13 protein-coding genes are annotated in these 17,655 nt (G+C 38.3%); 12 read left to right on the forward strand and 1 reads right to left on the reverse strand.

Translation table 11 applies throughout. From position 1 onward, the window contains the following. Positions 1–302: 302 nt before the first annotated feature. From argC to AA0017_RS03560, 12 genes are all read left to right on the forward strand, one after another. Positions 303–1,340, forward strand: coding sequence for an N-acetyl-gamma-glutamyl-phosphate reductase (gene argC / locus AA0017_RS03505; RefSeq protein WP_413379592.1), 1,038 nt, complete (start codon positions 303–305; stop codon positions 1,338–1,340). Between the two features lie 14 nt (positions 1,341–1,354). Then, positions 1,355–2,587 (forward strand): bifunctional ornithine acetyltransferase/N-acetylglutamate synthase, encoded by a 1,233-nt coding sequence (argJ, locus tag AA0017_RS03510; RefSeq protein ID WP_413382359.1) that lies wholly within the window; start codon positions 1,355–1,357, stop codon positions 2,585–2,587. An 18-nt stretch (positions 2,588–2,605) separates the two neighbouring features. Next, positions 2,606–3,391, forward strand: a complete 786-nt coding sequence (argB, locus tag AA0017_RS03515) for an acetylglutamate kinase (RefSeq protein WP_413379594.1) — start codon at positions 2,606–2,608, stop codon at positions 3,389–3,391. 16 nt (positions 3,392–3,407) lie between these two features. Next, complete coding sequence (locus AA0017_RS03520) at positions 3,408–4,574, forward strand: acetylornithine transaminase (protein ID WP_413379596.1); 1,167 nt, start codon at positions 3,408–3,410, stop codon at positions 4,572–4,574. 102 nt (positions 4,575–4,676) lie between these two features. Continuing rightward, positions 4,677–5,759 carry a carbamoyl phosphate synthase small subunit gene (locus tag AA0017_RS03525; RefSeq protein ID WP_413379598.1) on the forward strand — a complete coding sequence of 361 codons (1,083 nt, stop codon included), beginning with the start codon at positions 4,677–4,679 and terminating at the stop codon, positions 5,757–5,759. Further along, positions 5,752–8,910: a carbamoyl phosphate synthase large subunit gene (locus AA0017_RS03530; protein ID WP_413379600.1), complete on the forward strand. Its 3,159-nt coding sequence runs from the start codon at positions 5,752–5,754 to the stop codon at positions 8,908–8,910. Before AA0017_RS03525 ends, AA0017_RS03530 begins: the two co-directional genes overlap by 8 nt. 28 nt (positions 8,911–8,938) lie before the next feature. Then, positions 8,939–9,892 carry an ornithine carbamoyltransferase gene (gene argF / locus AA0017_RS03535; protein ID WP_413379602.1) on the forward strand — a complete coding sequence of 318 codons (954 nt, stop codon included), beginning with the start codon at positions 8,939–8,941 and terminating at the stop codon, positions 9,890–9,892. 1,082 nt (positions 9,893–10,974) lie between these two features. Next, entirely contained in the window at positions 10,975–11,154 is a 180-nt protein-coding gene (locus tag AA0017_RS03540; RefSeq protein ID WP_003324862.1) for a YjzC family protein, read from the forward strand. Positions 11,155–11,589: 435 nt separating this feature from the next. Then, on the forward strand, positions 11,590–12,336 hold the full coding sequence (locus AA0017_RS03545) for an alpha/beta hydrolase (RefSeq protein ID WP_413379604.1): 747 nt from the start codon (positions 11,590–11,592) through the stop codon (positions 12,334–12,336). 875 nt (positions 12,337–13,211) lie between these two features. Then, entirely contained in the window at positions 13,212–14,123 is a 912-nt protein-coding gene (locus AA0017_RS03550) for an NAD-dependent epimerase/dehydratase family protein (RefSeq protein ID WP_413379607.1), read from the forward strand. Between the two features lie 426 nt (positions 14,124–14,549). Then, on the forward strand, positions 14,550–15,398 hold the full coding sequence (locus AA0017_RS03555) for a D-alanyl-D-alanine carboxypeptidase family protein (protein ID WP_413379609.1): 849 nt from the start codon (positions 14,550–14,552) through the stop codon (positions 15,396–15,398). A gap of 37 nt (positions 15,399–15,435) precedes the next feature. After that, a complete protein-coding gene (locus AA0017_RS03560; RefSeq protein ID WP_413379611.1) occupies positions 15,436–15,900 on the forward strand; it encodes an NUDIX hydrolase in 465 nt (154 codons plus the stop codon). Between the two features lie 121 nt (positions 15,901–16,021). Here AA0017_RS03560 and AA0017_RS03565 read toward each other — a convergent pair whose 3' ends face one another. After that, a complete protein-coding gene (locus AA0017_RS03565; protein ID WP_413379613.1) occupies positions 16,022–17,617 on the reverse strand; it encodes a peptide chain release factor 3 in 1,596 nt (531 codons plus the stop codon). Between the last annotated feature and the right edge of the window lie 38 nt (positions 17,618–17,655).

Genomic DNA, 17,655 nt, shown 5'->3' on the forward strand with positions numbered 1-17,655 from the left:
TAATGTAACCGTATTTTAACGGGTAGACCATTTTCACTACCCTCAGTTTTGTATGGATCTGTTTTTATACATAAGTTTTATCCTCCCCATGTACCCATTAATTGTCACTTGACGGATTCAATGAAAAAACGCGTTAAAGCACTTTAGAATCAGCGATAGAGCTCCCCTAATCTTTTTATAAAAAAAAGTATTTTCAAATTTATTAGAAATAAAATAAAAATACAGTTGAATTTATTTTTATTCATATTTATAATGTTACCAAGATCAAAAAAAGCTAAGGTATGAATGGGAGAGAAATTTAGATGAAGATAGGAATTGTTGGAGCAACAGGATATGGTGGATCGGATTTGCTTAGGTTGCTTCATCAGCATCCAAAGGTGAATGAAATCATCCTTTATTCATCATCACAAGAAGGGGTGCATATTCATGAATCGTACCCACATCTATCAACTATTTATGAACAGTCATTAAATAAGATAAACGTGACCGAAATTGCTCAAAGTGTTGATACCGTTTTTCTTGCTACTCCACCAGGTGTTTCGGCTGAATTGTCAGAGTCACTTGTCAATCTTGGTGTACAAGTGATTGATTTATCTGGAGATTTAAGGATTAAAGACACAGAAATCTATCAATCTTGGTATAAAAGAGAGTCTGCGAGTTCAACGATTATTGAGCAAGCAGTTTACGGATTACCAGAGTGGAATAAAGAAGAGATAAAAAAAGCGAAAGTCATCGCTAATCCTGGTTGTTATCCAACGGCGACATTGCTTGGGTTAGCTCCATTAATTAAAGCAAAATTAATTGAATTGGATTCGATTATTGTGGACGCAAAGTCAGGAACTTCAGGAGCGGGAAGAAGTCCAAGTGCAATAACTCACTTTAGTGAAATGAATGAGAATTTTAAAGCCTATCAAATCAATCAGCATAAACATACACCAGAAATTGAGCAAGTCTTACAGCTGTGGGATGAGGGCGTAGAAATGATTACATTCCAACCACATTTAGTTCCGATGGTTCGAGGGATTATGGCAACGATTTATGCAAAAGCGAAAACTGCAATAACAGAATCAGATTTAAGGAAACTTTATGAGGAAAATTATCAACAAGCCCCATTTGTTCGGGTTCGACCAGAGGGAGTTTTCCCAGCTACGAAGGAAGTGTACGGAAGTAATTTTTGTGATATCGGAGTTACTTATGATAAAAGAACGGGACGGATATCGGTCATATCTGTTATCGATAATGTTGTTAAAGGGGCCTCAGGTCAAGCAATCCAAAATTTAAATATTATGAATGGCTGGGAAGAGCAAACAGGTCTTGCTTTTGTACCGGTTTACCCATAGGAGAGTGTCGAGTGGTGAGAACACTAAATAAAGAAAAACAAATAGTTGAAAAAATAGAGGGAAGTATTTTAACACCTGAAGGGTTTAAAGCTTCTGGCGTATATTCTGGAGTGAAACGGAAGCGCCTAGATTTAGGAGCAATCGTTTGTGAGGTGCCAGCCAACACTGCAGCCGTTTATACATTAAATAAAATTCAAGCTGCTCCATTAAAAGTAACCAAGGAGAGCATTGCCAAAGAGGGGAAAATTAAGGCATTAGTCGTCAATAGTGGCAATGCCAATGCGTGTACGGGTGAACAAGGTTTAAAAGATGCTTATGAGATGAGAGCATTAAGTGCAGCAAAGTTCAATTGTGATGAGCATTTAGTTGCTGTTACATCTACAGGAGTAATCGGCGAATATTTACAAATGGAAAAAATTAAAAACGGAATTGCCCTTTTTGAACTAGATTCATCGTTTGAAGCGGCAGAAAACTTTAATCAAGCAATATTAACAACAGATACACTGAATAAACGAGCTTGTTATCAAACAACGATCGATGGGGTGACGGTGTCGATTGGTGGAGTGGCAAAAGGATCGGGAATGATTCATCCGAATATGGCGACGATGCTTTCATTTGTGACAACAGATGCCAACATTGAATCAGATGTGCTGCAACTAGCTCTATCATCGATTACGAATCAAACATTTAATCGGATTACGGTTGACGGAGATACATCCACAAATGATATGGCTGTCGTTATGGCATCAGGGTTAGCAGCTCATGATTCTTTAACTCCAGCTCATCCAGATTGGGAGAATTTCTATCAAGCTTTAAAACTAACTTGTGAATCTTTATCGAAACAAATAGCAAGAGATGGTGAAGGGGCAACGAAGTTAATTGAGGTTCAAGTAAGTGGAGCTTTAAATGATCAAGAGGCGGGGATGGTTGCCAAACAAATCGTCGGTTCTGATTTAGTGAAAACAGCGGTTTATGGAACAGATGCAAACTGGGGTCGAATCATTTGTGCCATTGGATACAGCGGATGTGAGATTAACCCAGAAGAAATTGATATTCGTTTAGGTTCTATTGATACATTAAAAAATAGTCAGCCTGTCCACTTTTCAGAAGAAGAAGCAACCAACTATTTAAAAAATGAAGTTGTTCAAATTTTTGTTGATTTGCATATTGGAGAAGGTTTCGGAAAAGCGTGGGGCTGTGATTTAACATACGATTACGTTAGAATCAATGCCGGTTATCGGACTTAATAAGAGGAGGAAGACTTCATGAATCATATTGTGGTCGTGAAATGTGGAGGAAGTACGATTACAGAACTAACGGAAGCGTTTTTTGAAAGTATCGTTCAACTAAAAAGTGCAGGCAAACACCCAATCATTGTTCATGGTGGTGGGCCTGCTATTAATAAAATGCTTACTCAATTACAAATTCCATCGACCTTTATCGATGGATTAAGAAAAACAACGGAAGAAGTTCTTGAGACAGCTGAGATGGTTTTATGCGGAAAGATGAATAAACAGTTAACGCGTAAGTTGCAATCAGTTGGAGCAAAGGCGATTGGTTTATCTGGTACAGATGGGAAATTAATCGTAGCTGAAGCGATTGATAAGGAGAAGTTAGGTTTTGTTGGAGAACCGGTTCAAATAAATGAACAATTGCTTTTAAGTTTATTAGATAGTGATTTTATCCCGGTTATTGCTCCAATTGGTGTCGATCAAAATGGCCAACATTATAACATCAATGCAGATAGTGCTGCTGCTATCATTGCAGCTGAATTAAAGGCGGAAGAGCTTGTTTTTGTCACAGATGTTGATGGGATATTAAAAGATAAAAAGCTACTGCCAGCGATAACGGCAGAAGAAATTGCTTCGTATATAAAGGATGGAACGATTTATGGTGGGATGATTCCAAAGGTGAAGGCAGCCCTCAAAAGTTTAACCGGTTCGTTACAATCTGTTTGGATTATGAATGGGAAAGGAACGTCCTTGTTTGCAAACGGAACGATTTATGGGACAAAAATAACCAAAAAACAAGTCGCAACAACTGCGACATAAGAAGGAAGGAATCGAAATGAGTTCATTATTTCCAACCTATGCAAAGTGGGAAGTGGAAGCAGAAAAAGGGCAAGGAACTTATTTATTTGATAAAAATGGAAAACAATATATCGATTTTGTGCAAGGAATTGCCGTAAGTAATCTTGGTCATTGCCATCCAAAAGTGACAGAGGCTGTGAAAAGCCAATTAGATACATTATGGCATAGCTCCAATCTTTTTCAAATTGAGAAGCAGGAAGAAGTAGCCAAAATTTTAGTTGAAAACAGTGTCGCCGATTGTGCTTTCTTTTGTAACAGTGGAGCTGAAGCCAATGAAGCAGCGATAAAACTAGCTCGTAAAGCAACAGGAAAACATAAAATCATTACGTTACAAAACTCGTTTCACGGACGTACGTTCGCAACGATGTCAGCGACTGGCCAAGAAAAAATTCACAATGGCTTTGGTCCGCTCGTTTCAAGTTTTGTTTACGCCCCATTAAATGATATCGAAGCTTTAAAAGAATTAATAGATAATGATGTGGCAGCGGTTATGGTTGAGGTTGTCCAAGGTGAAGGTGGAGTTCGAGTTATGGAACCATCTTATGCAAATGAACTTACACGACTTGCACAGGCTCACCAAATCTTGCTTATCATTGATGAAGTCCAAACGGGTATAGGACGGACAGGGTCGGCTTTTGCTTATCAGCAATTTGGTTTATCACCAGATATTATCACATTAGCCAAAGGACTCGGAAATGGATTCCCAGTTGGAGCGATGCTAGGGAAAGGTCATTTAAAACCTTATTTCCAAGCTGGTTCACATGGTTCAACATTTGGTGGTAATCCACTAGCGATGACAGCAGCAAAAGCGGTTTTAGAAGAAATTTTTCATGAAGATTTTTATAATGAGACAAAAGAAAAGGCGAGCTATTTAAGAGCTGCTCTACAAAAGGAATTAACTAATTTTTCAATCGTTAAAGAAGTAAGGGGATTAGGGTTTCTTATTGGAGTGGAGTGTGCCGAACCAATTGAGCATATTTTAATAAAAACCCGTGAAAAGGGTTTGCTCGTGTTACCAGCAGGGGCGAATGTCATCCGTTTATTACCGCCATTAAATGTTACTTATGAACAAATGGATGAGGCGGTGCACATTTTAGCTGACTCGATAAAAGAAGTGTATGAGACATCTTCGGTAAGTTTATAGATAGTAAACACGGCTTTTAAATAAAGAAGCCTATTATTATGAAGAAGAATGAATAAACATACTTGTAAAAGAATAAAGATTCGTTTGGATGGAGGAGTTGTAATGAACGGATATATTGTACTGGAAACAGGAGAGGTTTTTAAAGGGGATATTCAAGGAGAGTTAGATAAAGACATTCATGCGGAAATCGTTTTCTTTACAGGGATGACAGGGTATCAAGAGGTGTTAAGTGATCCTTCTTTTAAGGGACAAATGGTCGTGTTTACGTATCCGCTTATTGGAAATTACGGTTTGAATGAAGGAGATTATGAAAGTATTAAACCACAAGCATCTGCTTTAATTGTAAGTGAATTATCAAAAGGTGCTTATCATTATGAAGCGAATCATTCGTTAGAAAACGGCTGTGGAAATTCCAACATTCCCTTAATAACTAATGTGGATACACGAGCGATTGTGAAAAGAATTCGTGAACATGGTGATATGCGTGCGGTTATGACCACAAATCCCGAAAAAGTGGATTTCTCTAAAAGTATTCCTTTGGATCAATTAGATGTTGTTTCAGATGTTGTCACAAATGAGATTCTTTCCTTTGGTGATGGAAAAGAGCATATCGTCTTAGTTGATTTTGGTTATAAAAAATCGATGGTTGATGTACTCGTAAAGCTTGGGTGTCAAGTGACGGTCGTTCCTTTTACAAAAATGAAGGAACAGATTGAGCAATTGAAACCAGATGGCATTCTGTTATCAAATGGTCCGGGAAACCCAAAACAATTAGCTCCTTATTTGAAAACGATTAAAGGAATTGCTGAAAAGTATCCAACCCTTGGCATTTGTTTAGGTCATCAGCTTCTCGCCTTAGCTTTTGGAGCAGATACTGAAAAATTACGCTTCGGACATCGTGGAGCGAATCAACCTGTTTTAGATAAAGTGACGAATAAAGTGTATATGACTTCGCAAAATCATAGTTATGTTGTGAATGAATTAAGTTTAACTGAAACGGGTTTGGAACCAAGGTTTTATAATATTAATGATGGTTCAATTGAAGGACTACAGCATAAAAACTTCCCGATATTATCGATTCAATTTCATCCAGAAGCACACCCTGGACCGAGTGATAGTGAAAAAATGTTTGAGATGTTTGTTAGTATGGTGAAGTCAAAAGGGAGAGAGAAAGTGTATGCCTAAACAAATAGAGATAAAAACAGTCTTAGTCATCGGATCTGGTCCGATCGTTATCGGTCAGGCCGCAGAGTTTGACTATGCGGGTACACAAGCTTGTTTAGCTTTGAGAGAAGAGGGAGTAAAGGTTATTTTAATTAACAACAATCCTGCGACCGTCATGACGGATGAATCATGTGCAGATGTGGTTTATTTCGAACCTTTAACCGTTGAAAATATTGAAAAAATAATCATAAAAGAAAAGCCAGATGGCATTTTAGCGACATTAGGTGGTCAAACGGGCTTGAACTTAGCGTTAGCACTACATGATCAAGGTGTACTAGAAAAACATCAAATCCAATTACTTGGAACACCGATTGATTCGATTAAAAAAGGAGAAGACCGGGAATTATTTCGTGAATTAATGAGTCAATTAGAGGAGCCTGTTCCCGATAGTGAAATTGTCACGACGGTTGAAGACGCAATTTCTTTTGCCCGTTCAGTTGGATATCCAATTATTGTTCGCCCTGCTTATACACTTGGGGGAGCAGGTGGAGGGATTGCCGATGATGAACAAACTTTAATTCAAACAATCAAAGGTGGTCTGGATTTAAGTCCAATTCATCAGTGTCTAATTGAAAAAAGCATTGCGGGGTTTAAGGAAATTGAATATGAAGTGATGCGTGATAGTAATGATACATGTATCACCGTTTGTAATATGGAAAACATTGACCCAGTCGGTGTCCATACCGGTGATTCAATCGTCGTGGCCCCTTCACAAACATTAACAGATGTTGAATATCAAATGCTCCGTTCGGTTTCTTTAAAAATCATCCGTGCGTTAGGAATTGTTGGCGGTTGTAATATTCAATTTGCTCTTGATCCGAATAGTAAACAATATTATTTAATTGAGGTCAATCCGCGTGTCAGTCGTTCATCGGCTTTAGCATCAAAAGCGACTGGATATCCAATTGCTCGTATGGCGGCCAAATTAAGCCTCGGTTATCACTTACATGAATTATTAAATCCTGTTACTGGTCATACGTATGCTAGTTTTGAACCAGCTTTAGATTATATAGTCGTCAAATTTCCAAGATGGCCTTTTGATAAATTCGTTCATGCCGATCGGACACTAGGAACGCAAATGAAAGCAACAGGAGAAGTAATGGCGATTGAGCGGAACCTTGAAGCGGGCTTGCAAAAAGCAGTTCGTTCTTTAGGAATTAAAACGAATGGACTTTCATTGACGATTTTAAATGACTGGACGACTGAAAAGTTATGGAGTGTTGTCAAACAAGCGGATGATCGTCGTTTTTTTGCGATGCTTGAACTCATTAGAAGAGGCGTTTCGGTAAAGGAGCTTCATGAGAGAACGGCGATTAATCATTTTTATTTAGCGGCTTATGAACGGTTAATAGAGATGGAAGGTCAAATTCGAAGGACCTCTTTTGCTAAGGTTGATTTTGAGGCATTGTCTGCTTTTAAAAAATATGGTTTTGCTGATCAGTGGTTAGCCGAAGTATGGCGAGTGGAAGAAGTTGATGTCCGTCAAAAAAGAAAAGAATTTAGCATTTATCCATCTTATAAAATGGTTGACACTTGTGCAGGAGAATTTACCGCCTCAACGGCTTATTTTTATTCAAGCTGGTCAGGGGAAAATGATGTGATTCCAAGTGAAAATAAAAAAATCTTAATCATTGGGTCTGGTCCAATTCGAATCGGGCAAGGAATTGAATTTGATTATAGTTCAGTTCATGGAGCGATGAGTTTACGGGAACTCGGTTACGAAGCGATTATTATGAATAATAACCCAGAAACGGTCAGTACCGACTATGCAACGGCCGATCGCTTATACTTTGAGCCGTTAACGGTAGAAGATGTTTTATCTGTAGTAGAGCTCGAGCAAGTAGAAGGCGTTATCGTGCAACTCGGTGGACAAACTGCTATTTCTTTAGTGGAAGGACTTGAAAAAGCAGGGGTTCAATTATTTGGAACGAATCAAAAAACAATGGATCAGCTTGAGGACCGTGGTTTATTTTATGACTTTATGAAAGCAGTGGAGGTTCCACATATTCCAGGTGTAACCGCTAATGACAAAACAGGGGCAATCAAGAAAGCTAGAGAGATTGGTTATCCTGTGCTCATTCGTCCTTCTTATGTGATTGGCGGGCAAGGAATGATGATTTTTACCGAAGAACAAGAGCTTCTTGCTTATTTTGAAGATCAAAATCATGAGCTCACTTTTCCACTATTAATTGATGCTTATTATCCAGGAGTTGAATTTGAAATAGATGCCTTATCGGATGGAGATGACATTTATATCGCGGGGGTGTTTGAGCATATTGAAAAAGCGGGTGTCCACTCAGGTGACAGTATCGCTGTAACTCCTTCGTTCTCTTTAAGTGATGAAGTAAAAGAAACGGTTATTGATTATACAGAAAAAATAGCTAAAGGAATTGATTTTAAAGGGATTTTTAATATTCAATTTGTTTTATATAACAACCAAGTGTATGTGATTGAAATTAATCCCAGAGCTTCACGAACGGTACCAATTTTAAGCAAAGTTTATGGCAAACCATTGATTAACTATACAGTTCAACTATTATTAGGAAAATCATTAGTACAGTTAGGGTTTAAAGAGAAAATGGTTAAGCCAACATCCTTCTATACGGTCAAAGCACCGATTTTTTCTTATCAAAAGTTGGCAGGTCTTGATCCAATTTTAGAGGCGGAAATGAAATCGACGGGGGAATTAATTAGCCTTAGTTATGATTTGAATGAAGCTTTCCATAAAGCATTTGCTTGGACACAAGATCAAATTCCAGCATTGTATCGTCAAAAAGGGACGATTTATATTGAAGCCGATCCATTATATAAAGATGAAGTTTTATTTTATACAGAAAAACTAGAATCACATGGTTTTGTTATGACAACAAATGATTTTGATACATGGATTCAGCAGGACGACGCGACTGCCTTTATATCTTTGCCAAAACCAGGATTTAAAAATGGAGCTAAAAAGCGTAAAGAAGCGTTAAAACAAAGAGTTACAGTGATTACGGAATTATCAACTCTTGAAGTGATGTTAAAAGGAGCTGGGATGGGAGAGTATGCTTGTGTTTCTTTGCAAGAGTGGCTCGCTGCAGAAGAAGAAAATTTAGCTTTATCGAATCAGTAATAAGTAAGTTGGAAAAGGGGAGAATGAAATGGAACAAACAATCGTTGAAAAGGTAAATTTAAAAGGTCGTGACTTTTTAACATTATTGGATTATCAGCCAGAAGAGATAAAGCAATTATTGGATTTGGCAGTGGAGTTGAAGAGTAAGCAGAAGCGTGGAGTCTCAACCAATCTGCTTGCTGGCAAGTCTTTAGGAATGATTTTTGAGAATGCTTCGACAAGAACACGTGTTTCCTTTGAGGTTGGAATGACCCAATTAGGTGGGCATGCCCTATTTTTAAGCCCAAGGGACTTACAAATTGGCCGTGGCGAACCGATTATGGATACAGCGAATGTTCTATCGCGTTATGTCGATGCGATTATGATTCGGACTAATTCTCACGAAAGTGTTGAGGAATTTGCCAAACATTCGGATGTTCCTGTTATCAACGCTTTAACCGATTATTATCATCCTTGTCAAGCGATGGCTGATTTACTGACGATTTATGAGCATAAACAAACATTTGCCGGTTTAAAGCTTGTATACGTCGGTGACGGCAATAATGTGGCCCACTCATTATTAGCGGCCGGAGCAAAAGTAGGCATGGATGTAGTGGTGGCCACACCTGAAAAATATGAAGTTGATCCCGTTATTTTTGAAAAAATTAAAGAAGCGGCTAAAGAAACAGGAGCAAAGGTGTCTCTTTCTCATGACCCAGTAGAAGCCATCCAAGATGCCGATGTCATTTATACAGATGTATGGGCAAGTATGGGGTTTGAACAAGAGCAATCAGAACGTGAAAAAGCATTTGCTCCTTTTCAAGTGAATGAACAATTAGTAAGTGGTGCAAAAGAGGACTATCTCTTTTTGCATTGCTTACCAGCTCATCGTGGCGAGGAAGTTTCAGAAGGCGTTATCGACGGTGAGCATTCCGTCATTTATGATCAAGCAGAAAATCGTTTACACGCTCAAAAAGCAATTTTAGCTTCATTAATTAAATAACTCAACTTTCGCAACGTATGATTGACCCTTAACCGTTGATAGAGATTGACTTTAGGGCAATACAATACTCAAATTGATTTTACATGAACGGTTCAATCGTTGACAGTCTGAACACATCTCTTCGTAGACTGTTGAAGGAAACTGTTCACTAAAATGAAGCGCTTCGGCAGTCGCTCCCAAACAGACACCAGACATGGGAGTGATTTATGCTCTACTTGTTTCATGCCCTCCGGCGGTCGCTCCCAAACAGACACTCCGCGTCCTGCCGGAACCTCATGAGCCTCCTCAGCGTTTCACGCTTGCGGGGTCTCATTGGACGGTTTATTCCGGCGGGAGTCTCCGTGTCTGTTTGTCCGCTAGATCATGGAATCGAATCTAGGTTCAGTTTTCTCATCGAATAAAAAAACAGTCATGACTTCAACGTACAGTAGCTTGAGAATGATTTTTCTCCTTTCATGACTAAATCCGTTACAGTTGTAAAAAAATCAGTGTTGATGCTCTATACGTTAGCTAGATGATCGAGCTGGTTTCGATTTAAATCATGTCTTTTCATGACGGCAGACTTAGGAAAAAAATAGGGGGCAACTCCCTATTTAGTTCCATAACCAACAAAGGGAAGAAGAAGGTCCTTCTGCGTTAGAAATAGCTGATTGAGAATGGCCCTATCATCAAGCATCTCCCCTACACTTAGCGGACAAAACCATACGGAGACTCCAGCAGGAATAAACCGTGGAGCGAGACCCCACAGGTGTACCGAGGAGGCTCGCCAGGTTCTCGGCAAGGACGCGGAGTATGGTTTTGGGAGCGACCGCCGGAGGGCAGCCTATTATTTTTTTCTTAATGCACAGTTTATCCGTTTGGTGTGATAGTGCGTTCTCGCTTTTCAAACGTGTCAAGGGCATTTGTTTAAGAGCTTCCCTTTCGCTCTGCCAACTAGTTGAACGGATTTTTTCGATGCGAAAGTTGAGTAAATAATATAAGTTTTTCTGAACAGAGAATTTTTGGAATTTAGAGAGAGTCGGGAAATTGGATTCATGATTTTTTTCCTTTAGGAAATGATATCGATAAAGGAGGGAGATATTATGGGTCAAAACCGACAGTTTGTGCCTGGTCAAAAGGCTCCCAATAATGGGATTTATGTTGAAATAGGTGAAACAGGCGATCCAGTAACAAAACCAAAGTCAGTTAAGCTGCACGCTGGTGACGAGTTCCCAGAAACGACAAATGATAATCGTAAATGGACACCAAAAAGAAAACCATAATGTGATTAAAAAAGGCTCGCTCTATGTCTGTGAAATTAAAGACAAAGTGCGAGGCTTTTTTTTGAGGTGAAAAAGTTTGAAGTGATGGGATGTGAGAGTGAAAAGTGTGTGTAGAGGTAGGCAGTTGATTTAGACTTTGCGTGTGAAAGTCATAAGGATAAAGAGGGCAAAAGGGCACCAAAGTTTATACATTAATCACAATCAATCGAATCCAGAACGAATGCTTAAGCTTTGGTTTCAACTAGTTAAAAATTTCATTAACCTCTCTACATTTTTTATGGCTTTCCGTCATATACATAAAGCACGTCTAGAAAATATTTCAATTATGTCATCTTGTCTATTTTGTACGTTGCTGTCTCCTATTTCCTCTTTTATGCATACGGTAATATAAGGATGAAACATAATTGGAGTAGAAAATGATAAAGAGGCGAGGACATGACTATCTATACGCACTATTTTTATATAGAAGAACAAGCGAATGTTGTTTATATGCCTTATCGTCCTAATGGCTTCGCAGTCATCCTGTTATCGGATAATGAGCGTACGGTTGGAGCGGATACAAGTATATGGCAGCAACATCCGGAAAGATATTCGTTTTTAAAGGCTTTAGTTGAAGAAGGGTATACGGTGATTACTTCTCAATTGTTTGGAAAACATTGGGGGAGTGATAGGGCTTGTCAATATATTGAGCAATTACATCACTTTTTAATAAAAAAGCAAATTTTAAATAAAAAATTCCATCTGTTTGCGGAAGGTATTGGGGCGTTAGTTGCTTTGCGATTAATAGAAAAAAGAAAAGATTTAATCCGATCTGTCTTTCTTTTAAATCCATGTATTTATGTTGAGACGGTCTATAACGAAGAGAAAAAAAATAAATTGTTTTTTAAACGCTTTTTGCAAGAATTTTCACTGGCTCATCAAATACCGGAGGATAAAATAACAGAACACTTTTGCAGTCAGTTAATTAATTTGGAAAATTGGCAAGGAAGTTTGCCCATTCATATTTATCATTTAATGGCTGATAAAAAATATCCGGTTGCCCAGCACAGTAGAAGGTTTGAGCAATTTTGTGTCGCGAATGAGCTTCCGATATCATTAAGTATATATGGTTTAGGGAAAAGTTTTTCATCCTTTTTACAACCCGTTCGTTCGTTTTACAAAAAACATGAAAAAAAGTTATAAAACCCTCTCTGTAAGTGACGGCGGAGAGGGTTTCGATTTCTTGCCGACAGGGCGTGGTAATTGGGGTCGCGAATTAGCATTGATCCCCTTAGTATTCTCACTTCTTGGCAAACAGGCTTCGCTTTATAATCAATCTAGCTACGTCCGTTAGAAGCTCGAGAAAAATCGCCCATCTGAATGAAGACAAAAAGCGTCTTCATCAGCTGTTCTTATTTTTTCTCGCTTCTGGGCAAACGGACTTCGCTTTAGAATCAATCTAGCTACGTCCGTTAGAAGCTCGAGAAAAATCGCCCATCTGAATGAAGACAAAAAGCGTCTTCATCAGCTGTTCTTATTTTTTCTCGCTTCTGGGCAAACGGACTTCGCTTTATAATCAATCTAGCTACGTCCGTTAGAAGCTCGAGAAAAATCGCCCATCTGAATGAAGACAAAAAGCGTCTTCATCAGCTGTTCTTATTTTTTCTCGCTTCTGGGCAAACGGACTTCGCTTTATAATCAATCTAGCTACGTCCGTTAGAAGCTCGAGAAAAATCGCCCATCTGAATGAAGACAAAAAGCGTCTTCATCAGCTGTTCTTATTTTTTCTCGCTTCTGGGCAAACAGGCTTCGCTTTAGAATCAATCTAGCTACGTCCGTTAGAAGCTCGAGAAAAATCGCCCATCTGAATGAAGACAAAAAGCGTCTTCATCAGCTGTTCTTATTTTTTCTCGCTTCTGGGCAAACGGACTTCGCTTTATAATCAATCTAGCGAAGCCTGTTAGAAGCTCGAGAAAAATCGGTTCGTCTTATGAAGACAAAAAGCGTCTTCAGAAGCCGTCCCTAATTTTTTCTCACTTCTGAGCAAACAGGCTTCGTTTTATAAATAGGAGGGCATTATGAAAAAAATTGTTGTGACAGGTGCACTCGGATTCATTGGTTTTCATTTATGCAAAAAACTGATTGAATCGGGCTATGAGGTAGTAGCGATAGATGAAATGGTAAAAGAACGTCAAAATGAATTAGAGGAAATGAGAATGAGACTTGGACGAAATGCTCTATTTCACTTAATCGAAAAGAAAGTTGAAGAGTTAGATTTAGAATCCGAGTTAAAAGATATTGATGCCATTTATCATTTAGCGGCATTAACAAAATATGATAGCAAGTGGCCGAGACTTCAGGAAGTTATTGCCCATAATGTTGCTTTAACGAAAAAAATTCTACTGAATGCACCACCACAATCCCGCTTTATTTTTCCATCCACTGTACAGGTTTATGGAGAAAGACCTGGGCTCATAACGGAAAAAACGCCGACAAATCCAACTTCTGCTTATGGTATCACAAAGCTTGCAAGTGAAACATTGATTAGAAAACTCGCACCAGAACAAAAAGTTGAATATGTCATTTTTCGATTGCCTAGTGTTTATGGTCCTTTTCAACGCAGTGATATGACCTATCAGCAAATTCTTGAAGGGGTGGATTATCCTAAAATGGATCGTTCTCAAATTGATATTCTTTATATCGATGATGTGATTGAAGCTTTTATGTTGGCTTTAGATACAGAACATGTCAATGAAGTGTATCAGCTTGCAACTGGAAAATTAGAAGAATGGTTTGAAGGGATAAAAGTTTTAAAAATGGATGAGGAGCGCATTAATAAAAGTAAGATTAAGACTACATTATCAACTGAAAAATCAAAGCAGCTCTTAGGTTTTGAAGCTAAAACGCCTGTTTCAAAAGGATTGAAACAACAAAAAGAGCATTATGAAATGCTGAAGAACCAAACTGAGGTTTCGGGTGAAAATGAATAAATGACAAAATGACTACGGCCCTTGCCGAAGTCATTTATCATGTTTGGCTCATTTTAAGATTTGAATCATAAGCATTTATTTCAAGGGGTAATTTGGATAGAATACAAAGAAAATTATTTAAGTTTAGCATCAATCATTGATTGAAACGTAACATAATCAACCAAAAAGCGTACCATTTCTGGTTATGCTTTTTTATATTGAAAGCTTTGTAAATTTATAGGTCAATACAATCATACTTTTGGTAGAATATGATTAATGGAATGAATCCTTCTATAACTAAAGATTGATTTCTATCTGGATCATTTACTGATTCTATTATTTCATTTATAATTTAACCTTAAGTAATTAGTATGAGGTCTATCGTTTATGTAAATAACGGTTAGTAATAGAGAAGTAGAAATTTGTCATAAGGTAGGTTAGGAAGTAATGCTAAAAAAAACCGTTCAAATATTTATGCTTTTCCTTTTAATGACGGTGGTTATCGGCTGTTCATTTTTAAACAATGAACAAGCTGATGATAGGTTACAAGAAGAGGCGAAACAAGAAGAGCAAGAACGAGAAAAAGATGTAAACTATGAAGGCACTTCTGAGGAGATTTCAGCCAGTTCAAATGAAGATGAATCAGAAGAAGTGGATGGGTACCTGATTTCAGCTGATAAAATCAACGAAGTGATCACTGTTGATGGACAAGCCGTTATTCAAAATCCTGATAATATATTTGCTAATATTAATCGAGAATTTTTACTACCTAGTGATTATAAACCGGATGATTTGGTCGCTCCAAATGTTCGTTTTTCTTTTGAGGAAAATTTGGAGAAACGTTATTTAAGAGAAGAAGCAGCGTTTGCACTTGAAGAATTATTTATGGCAGCAGAAGAAGCAGATATTGAACTATTTGCGATTTCAGGCTATCGTTCATATGAAAGACAGGAAGTTCTTTATGAAAATGCATTAGCAAATCACGGTGCCGACCAAGAAGTGGTGGCAATGCCTGGGCAAAGTGAGCATCAAACTGGGCTTGCTATGGATGTTTCAAGTCGAAGCAATGGGTTTGCATTATCAGCGGCTTTTGAAGAAACGGATGAAGGACAATGGTTAGCGGCTCATGCCCATGAATATGGATTTATTATCCGCTATCCAAAAGGCAAAGAGGAAATAACGGGTTATGATTTTGAACCATGGCATCTTCGTTATATCGGAACAGAAATTGCCGAAATTTTATTTGAAAATGACTGGACGTTGGAAGAATATTTAGGTGAAGTTACTCCAATCTAATGACGAAGCCCTCTTGTGAAAATAAGAGGGTTTTATTATGCTTAAAAAACAAAAAATAATGAAGGGAAATGGGGAAACGAAGATGAAGAGAGTTGATGTCGTGTATTCCATTATATTAAATGAAAAAAATGAGGTATTAGTTGTCCATAATAAGAAACATCAGAATTGGTCGTTGCCAGGTGGAGCGGTTGAAGAAGGAGAGTCACTTGAGGAAGCAGCTAAAAGAGAAGTTTGGGAAGAAACTGGGTTACAAGTCGAGGTTGGACAGATTGTATCAGTGAATGAGGCTTATATGATGAATTTTGAAGAGCATGCGATCTTTTTTACCTTTCTAGCTACGGAGGTTCATGGAGAAATTGATATCATTGATAAAGAGTGGATTCTTGATGTAAAGTGGGTTGACTTCAAAACGGCCAATGACTGGATGCCTTATTATGAAGGGAATTTAGAAGATAAATTACAAAGCACCGCGAGTTATGTGTTTCAAGGGCAGAGGTGGTAAATGATTTATCAATAGGGAATTGAGACGATAAGATTGTGTGAAGAGCGCCGAAAAACTTGCCAAATAAAAGCCCCTTGGAAAAAAATTGTGCTCAGCTCCAAGGGGGTCTATTAATATTCGCTTACTTTTCCTCTTTAACAAAGGAGTTTTCATAAAAGCGTAGCTCTGGATATTTGTCCATCGCTGTTCGCATTTGGAACTCATTTTCAAATAAGACAACGATTCGCTCATCGCGATCCGTTACTAAATTTCTTTGTGCCTTTTTAAACTTTTCCATCTCTTTTACGGGTCCATTTACCCAACGAGCAAATGAGTAGGGGAGTCGCTCTAATTGAATATCGACATGGTATTCATTTTTGAGACGGTGCTCGAGTACTTCAAATTGTAATACCCCAACAACTCCAACAATTTGTTTTTCGACGTAGCTATTAAATGTTTTAAATAGTTGAATTGCTCCTTCTTCTGTTAGCTGATGAAGGCCTTTTTCATATGACTTATGTTTTAAAGCTTCTTTGACCGTAATGGCACAAAAATGTTCGGGAGAGAAGTGAGGCATTTCATCAAATTCAAACGCTTCTCCTGTTACAAGGGTATCACCTATACGAAGATTACCTGGATCAAAAAGTCCAATAATGTCTCCTGCATATGCTTCTTCTACTAGGCTACGACTTTGAGCCAAAAACTGGGTCGGTTGAGCCAGTTTTAAATTTTTGCCGATTCGCACGTGTTTGACCGTCATACCTCTTTCAAACTTTCCAGAGGTGATTCGCAGAAAAGCAATTCGATCACGGTGTGCTGGGTTCATATTCGCTTGAATTTTAAAAATAAAACCAGAAAAACCTTGATGGTCAAATGGATTAACGATTCCTTTTGTGCTCATCCGAGGTGTTGGGGCTGGAGCTAGTTTTAGCATATGTTCTAAGAAGGTTTGAACACCGAAACTAGAAACCGCGCTTCCGAAAAAGATAGGTGTTAATTCACCGTTTTTCACTTTCTCAACGTCATAATCATCGCCAGCAACATCCAATAATTCAAGTTCTTCACGGAACTGTGCGACAAGCCCTTCGTCATTAATGGCTTCGTCAAGTTTTGGATCATCAGGGCCTGTTAATTGAATGATGTCAATGTCTTTTGGGTTGTCTGGGTTGTATAATTCAAGTTTCTTTTCCATTCGATCGTAAACACCTGAAAAAGATTGCCCCATCCCAATTGGCCAACCCATTGGATAGGAACGAATTCCGAGAAGGTTTTCGAGTTCTTCCATTAATTCAAAAGGATCTCGCCCTTGCCTGTCTAATTTATTGATAAAAGTAAAAATCGGGATACCACGCATTTTACAAACTTTAAATAATTTTTTTGTTTGGGCTTCGACCCCTTTAGCAACATCAATTAACATTGTAGCTGAATCAGCTGCTGTTAATGTACGGTAAGTATCCTCACTAAAATCTTGGTGTCCTGGGGTATCTAAAATATTGACATGGTACCCATCATATAAAAATTCAAGGACGGAGCTCGTAACGGAAATCCCACGTTGCTTTTCAATTTCCATCCAGTCACTCATCGCATGCTTGCTATTTTTTCTTCCTTTAACTGTCCCGGCTTCACGTATCGCCCCTCCAAATAACAGAAGCTTTTCTGTTAATGTCGTCTTCCCTGCATCTGGGTGAGAGATAATGGCGAATGTTCGTCGCGATTCTATTTCATTCAATTTAGTCATATCGATCCTCATTTCTACAAAATGCTACGATTCATTAT

Origin of the sequence: Alkalihalobacillus phoenicis, assembly GCF_047302405.1 — a bacterium.
Lineage (GTDB): Bacteria > Bacillota > Bacilli > Bacillales > Bacillaceae_D > Alkalihalobacillus.